General features: G+C 63.6%; 4 protein-coding genes (1 of these 4 only partly in view). 2 read left to right on the top strand and 2 right to left on the bottom strand.

The window, feature by feature from the left end; genetic code table 11:
• Positions 1-1867: the 3' portion of a M23 family metallopeptidase gene (locus tag FJ543_RS10800; RefSeq protein WP_181166413.1), read on the top strand. The gene continues 104 nt to the left of window position 1, outside the view; the window shows 1867 of its 1971 coding nt (coding positions 105-1971); its start codon lies beyond the left edge, outside the window; the stop codon is at positions 1865-1867.
• Positions 1868-1870: 3 nt separating this feature from the next.
• Here the strand turns inward: FJ543_RS10800 and FJ543_RS10795 are convergent, their stop codons facing one another.
• The gene (locus FJ543_RS10795) at positions 1871-3436 is read right to left on the bottom strand and encodes an MFS transporter (protein WP_140875017.1); all 1566 of its coding nucleotides are present in this window, start codon (positions 3434-3436) and stop codon (positions 1871-1873) included.
• A gap of 254 nt (positions 3437-3690) precedes the next feature.
• Between FJ543_RS10795 and FJ543_RS10790 the strand changes: the two genes are divergently transcribed.
• Positions 3691-4323: a TMEM175 family protein gene (locus FJ543_RS10790; RefSeq protein WP_140875015.1), complete on the top strand. Its 633-nt coding sequence runs from the start codon at positions 3691-3693 to the stop codon at positions 4321-4323.
• A 52-nt stretch (positions 4324-4375) separates the two neighbouring features.
• On the opposite strand, the gene FJ543_RS10785 is transcribed toward FJ543_RS10790, so the two are convergent.
• The gene (locus FJ543_RS10785) at positions 4376-5860 is read right to left on the bottom strand and encodes a L,D-transpeptidase family protein (protein ID WP_140875013.1); all 1485 of its coding nucleotides are present in this window, start codon (positions 5858-5860) and stop codon (positions 4376-4378) included.
• Positions 5861-6000: the final 140 nt, after the last annotated feature.

The following is a 6000-nucleotide window of genomic DNA, read 5'->3' as shown; positions in this document are numbered from 1 at the left end:
GCTGTCGGGAACATTCCTCACCGGTGTAACCTCGAGCGTGCTGATGGGCGTCGCGCTGTTCGCCGCTCTCGATGGTCGCCAGCAACTGGCGACCCCACCCGAGATCGCCGAACTGATCGGCCTTGCCAGCAACGGCGATTCCGGCGAGGTGGCAAAGACCACCAGGCTGGTGGCGCCGCGCCAGATCGCCAAGGCCAAGGATCGCCGCCGCATGGAAGTGTCGATGGTCACCAAGGTCGGCGACCGCGATGTCATCCACACCATGCCTTTCGTGCAGATCAAGATGGCACTCGCAGCCGGCCACACCACCAGCCGGGCCTACCCGCCTTTCGACCCGATGCAGGTGTTCGGCGACGACGGCGACGATACATCGGCACAGCCTGCGACGGCGTCGGCCGCCTCCGGCCAGATCTACGGCGCCAAGGTCGAAAGCGAAATGAGCCTGAAGACCGTCGATTTCCCGATCGCGACGGCTTCCTTCGACGAGAAGAGCGACCTGTCGGCCGACGAAGTCGAAAAAGTGGTACGCGAAGCCGGCACCGACCTAAGCGACGGCGCCGTGCAGGTGGCTTCGCTTCATTATGTCGATCCGCAGCGATTCGGCGAAGCCTTTGCCGAGAGCATGGCCGGCTCCTACGATGTGAAGATCGTGCCGGAAAATGTTTCCGTATCGCCACGCGCCAACGCGGACGACCAGGCACCGGCTTTCGCCGAGGAAATCATCCCCTTCACCAAAGACACCGACCTCACGGAGGCTTTCGCCGATTCGGGCTACACGGGCGATGATGCCACCGGCATGGCCGAAGCGATCGCCAAGTTGCTCAACGCGCCGGCGCTCAAGGCAGGTACCGTGCTGCGTGTTGGCCTCGAGGTCCACGGCGATGCCGCCAAGGTCGTGCGCACAAGCGTCTATGACAAGACCACGCATATCGTCACCATCGCGCTCGACGACCGCGGCCAGTACGTGCCGGCCCAGGAGCCCGAGCCCAATCCCGAATTGCTGACCGCATTCGACGATTCGTCGGCGCCGGTGGTGGTGCGCGGCAATCTGCCCAACGTCTATGACGGCATCTACCGCGCCGCCTATTCCTACGGCATGTCCAAGGCGATGACCCAGCGGCTGATCAAGCTCCTGGCATCCGACGTCGATTTCCAGTCCCGCCTCAATCCCTCCGACCGCCTTGAAGTGCTGTTCTCGCAGCCTGATGGCGACGACCAGACCTCGGACAATTCCGAGCTTCTCTATGTCTCGGCGACCTTCGGCGGCACGACGCGCAATTTCTACCGCTTCCAGATGCAGGATGGCAGCACGGACTATTTCGACGAAGACGGCTCGAGCGCCCAGCAGTTCCTGCTGCGCAATCCGCTGCCCGCCGGAAAGTTCCGCTCCGGCTTCGGCGCCCGCAAGCATCCGATCCTCGGCTATGTCCGCATGCACACAGGCGTCGACTGGGCAGCCCCGATCGGCACGCCGATCATCGCCGCCGGCAATGGCGTCATCGAGAAGGTCGGCTGGGCCGGCGGCTATGGCAAGCAGATCATCATTCGCCATGCCAATGGCTACGAGACCTCGTACAATCACCAGAGTGCCTTTGCCAAAGGTATGGAGCCGGGCATGCATGTGCGCCAGGGACAGACTATCGGCTATCTCGGCCAGACCGGCCTCGCCACAGGCCCGCACCTGCACTACGAGTTGATCGTCAATGGCACCAAAGTCGATCCGATGCGCGTCCGTCTACCGGTCGGCAAGGTGCTGAAAGGCGACGATCTCGTCGCCTTCAAGCGCGAGCGCGAGCGCATCGACGATCTGCTGAAACAGGAAGATGGCAATTCGCTGAAGGTCGCCAGCGCCAAGATCGAAGGCTGAGACTCAGCCTTTGTCCTGCCGAGGTTCGGCGCGCCGCGACCACGGCAGCGCTTCGCCCGAAATCGTCATCCAGGCGATGACAGCGGAAAGCAGGCATAGCAGCGCCGTCACCAAGGAGATGGCGGAAAAGGCTGCGTCGCTGGCGGCGATCCTCGCCGCATCGAGTGCCGGCGAAAGTCCTGCTGGTGGCGGTTCGCCGAAGCCAGGCACGCCGGGCGCGGCATTTACCTCCAGGCCATTGGCGTAGATCCAGGCAGCGAGCGACCCCATCGCCGCCACCGCGATCAAACCGCCGATGCGTGAGACGGCGTTGTTGATGCCGGAAGCCGCGCCGGTGTCCTTGTCTTCCACCGCCGTCATGATCGCGGTGGACAATGGCGATACGACCAACGCCATGCCGAGCCCCATCAGCGCCATCAAGGGGAAGATGCCGGTCCAGAAATGGTGAAAGCCGGCATAGGCGAGCAAGGCCAGCCCGGCGAAGGCAACCGCCACGATCAGGCTGCCGCAGGCAATGGGAAAACGGGGCCCGATCCGGTCCGACAGCTTGCCGACGGGTCCCGACAGAAGCGCGATCGCCGCCGACAGCGGCAGGAAGATGAAGCCGACCTCGGCGGTGCTCAGCCCCCAGCCTGCGATCAGCAGCATCGGCAGATAAAAAAGATTGGCTGACAGTGCGAAATAGAGAAAGAACGTCGCGACGTTGGCGCCGGCGAAAGCACCGATGCGAAACAGGCTGAGATCTATCATCGGCTCGCGCTGCCGCCGCTCGAACAGGATGAAGACGACAAGCAGCACGGCGCCGGCGGCAATGCTTGGACCGGCCATATGGCTCTCGCCGCTGGCGCTCATTGAAGTCAGCCCATAGGCGAGCGCGCCGAAGGCCAGCGTCGCAAGCGCCCCGCCGGCAAGGTCAAGGCTGCGTTTCTCCGTCGGCGCATCGGCCGGAATCTTGGCGAGCAGCAGATAGATCGAGACCAGGCCGAGCGGCAGATTGACGGCAAAGATCGCCCGCCAGATGCCGCCGCCGAAAGCCGAGAGCACCAGGCCGCCGAGCACGGGGCCGAGAGCGGTGGTCAGCGCCGAGGCCGCCGCCCAGATGCCGATCGCCCTGCCGCGTTCCTTCTTCGGATAGGCCTTGGCGATGATGGCGAGACTGCCCGGCACCATGATCGCGGCGCCGATGCCCTGGAGCGCGCGAAATGCGATCAGCACGACAGCGTTCGGCGCCAGCGCACAGGCAAGCGAGGTCACGACGAACAGCGCAATGCCGGCCACGAAAGCATGGCGCAGCCCGAACCGATCGCCTGCGGCACCGCCGGCAAGGATCAGCGCTGAGAGTGTCAGCGCATAGGCATTGGAAATCCACTGCGCCTCGGCAAGGCTGGCGCCGAGGTCGACGCGGATCGCCGGCATGGCTATCGCCAGGATCGATCCGTCGATGAAGCCGAGCGCCGAGGCCAGGATCGCCGCGATCAACACATAACGCCGCTGCGATTGCGGGCAGAACGTGCCATTCGCGACCGGAGCGGTCAACGGAACGGCGGCGGCTTGATTGGGCGCATGCATGTCACCCTCATTAGACCGTCGGCGCGGCGGCAACAACCGGCCTGCGGCTTGTTGTCCTTGAAACCGGCCATATTGCCAGGGATCGCATCTGCCCCGATGCAAACCGCGGCAGTCATGCTAATGCATGTCGCGCAGATGTGACCTCGGCTTTTGCGACAACGACATGCATCAGGCAAGATTTAAAGCGCGTCGCAAGAATCCGTTTCGACGAGACGCGCTTTAGGTTTTCCAGGACCCGCGGGCAGGAGAAATCGATGAAGCGTCCGCTCGAAGCATCGGTTGAGGGGCGCGGCCGTATTGTCGGCATCACCGATGGCGTGTTCGCAATCGCGCTCACCCTGATCGTGCTCGAGATCAGGGTGCCGGCGCATGAGGCGATCCACTCCGAATATGATCTGCTCGCCGCCATCGCGGCACTCGCGCCACGCTTCCTCACCTATGCCTTGAGCTTTCTGACCCTGACCATCTTCTGGTTCGGCCAGCAGGCCCAGCATGGTCTGATCGCCAAATCCGACAGACGGCTGGCCACGCTGAACCTCTGCTTTCTCGCCTTCATCGCGCTCTTGCCGTTCTCGACCGACCTTCTGGCCGATTTTCTGGAATTCAGGACCGCGGTGCTGGTTTACTGGCTCAACCTCTTGATGCTCGGCATCACGCTGTTCGTCAGCTGGCGATATGCGGAGAAGAGCGGCCTTGTCGCGGAGGACGTCGATGCGGAAACGAAACGCACGGTCTACCTGCGCATCGCCAAGGCGCAGATCCTGTGGGCCGTCGGCGCCGCACTTTGCCTGATCACCCCGTTGGCGAGCGTCGGCTTCATTCTGGTGGTGCAGTTTATCTACGCGGCAACGCCGAATGTGAAGTGGGTGCGCAGGATCATTGGCTGAGATTTATGTTGAGATTCAGGTCAGGCCGGCATCGCCTGGATATCGACATACCCTACTCGACGAACTCTACCGGCACGCCCGGCGAGACCAGCTTGGCCAGTTCACGCGCGTCCCAATTGGTCAGGCGCACGCAGCCATGGCTCTCGGTCTTGCCTATCTTCGAGGGCTCCGGCGTGCCGTGGATGCCGTAAGTCGGCTTGTCCAGGGCGATCCACACCGATCCGACCGGGCCATTCGGCCCAGGCGGAATGGTCAGGATCTTGTTGTTCTCGCCCTGCTTGAAGTTGATGTTGGGGTTGTAGGTGTAGTTCGGATCGAGCGCAACACGCGACACGGCATGGATGCCAGTCGGGGATGGCGTGTCCGATGAGCCGATGGTGGCGGGGTAGGCCGCGACCAGCTTGCCCGACCCGTCATAGGCAAAGACTTCCTTCTTGCCCTTGTCGGCGACGATGCGGGTGACGGGGGTAGAAACCAGTTTGCCGAAATTCGCGACCTTGATGATCGTGCCGGGACGATTGAAGTTGGCGTCCGGATTGAGCGCCTTGAGATAGTTCTCGTCCATGTGGAAGCGCTCGGCCAGCGCTTCGGTGACGGAGGTGAAGCCCATGCGGTCGAGTTGCGCCTTCTGGCTGTAGTCTTCCGGGATCGACGCGACATAGGGGCCGGCCGCATCCTCCGCGGTGATGGTGTAGTTGGCGAACGCGTCGCCACCGGACTGCGACAATGCGGCCTGGATGCCGACCGAATCGGTCGATTTGAGGCTGCTGCCGTTGATCTGATTGTAGGCCGCCAGCGCCTTGTCGACATTCGAACCGAAGCGCCCGTCGATGACGCCAGGCGAAGCCCCGCCCCGGTCGAGCAGCACCTGCAGCGCCGCGACATCCTGGCGTGCGCCCAACGAAAGCGACGGGTCGACCGACGTCTTGCCGCCGGCCTTTGGCGGCAATGCCGCCTGGTCGGAGGGCGCTGCCTGGTCCGTCGGGTCTGCCGGCCGGACGGGGTCTATCGACGCCTCGTTCAGCGGTTGGCGCTTGATTGTACCCGGCTGCGGCGCGTCGGGATAATTGTTGTCGTAGCTGCCGTCGTCCCGCGGTGCCGGCGGATAGGCATCGACTGAACCATTTCCGTCAGGATCGTATTCGTCGGCGGGCGGTGGAATGACCCGGCCTTCCTCTTCCAGCTGTCTGCGGCGGAAGCGGGCCATGTCCTGGGGATCGTCGAGATAGTAGCGGTCATCGTCGGCGGGTGCGCGGCCAAGTTCGCGCATCCGGCTCTCTCGGCGCAGCGCCCGCCGGTCGAGGCGTGTCTGTGGCGGCTGGATGGCGATCACCTTGCCGGTGTCCGAATCGACGATGACGCGATTGCCCCTGGCATCGTAATAAATGTCGAGATTGCCGTCCTGGGCGAGCAGAATGCCGCCGCTCCCGGACGTGCGGACAGGCTGGGCGGCACCGTCATGCGTCGGCGCGGCGAACGCACTGGAAAACACCAGTCCCGCGGCAAGCGCCGAAAGGGTGAAGATACTGCGCAGCATCGTGCGAAACTCTCCGGTCCGTATGTGCCGCCGCCCGGCATTGTTCAGTTCGGCGAACCCTTCGCCAGCAAACCAGTTACCCACCATATGGTTCCAACATGAACCGGGCATGAAGATGGCGGTTTTCCGGCGCCTCGGGG

It is taken from the genome of Mesorhizobium sp. B2-5-7 (assembly GCF_006440875.1).
Taxonomy (GTDB): domain Bacteria; phylum Pseudomonadota; class Alphaproteobacteria; order Rhizobiales; family Rhizobiaceae; genus Mesorhizobium; species Mesorhizobium australicum.
Note: the sequence above shows the minus strand (reverse complement) of the source record. Positions and strands in the feature narration are given on the sequence as shown.

Excerpts from the sequence above, each read along its gene's own strand:
- FJ543_RS10790 (WP_140875015.1), top strand. The coding sequence starts at position 3,691 with ATGAAGCGTCCGCTCGAAGCATCGGTTGAGGGGCGCGGCCGTATTGTC.
- FJ543_RS10795 (WP_140875017.1), bottom strand. The coding sequence starts at position 3,436 with ATGCATGCGCCCAATCAAGCCGCCGCCGTTCCGTTGACCGCTCCGGTC.
- FJ543_RS10785 (WP_140875013.1), bottom strand. The coding sequence starts at position 5,860 with ATGCTGCGCAGTATCTTCACCCTTTCGGCGCTTGCCGCGGGACTGGTG.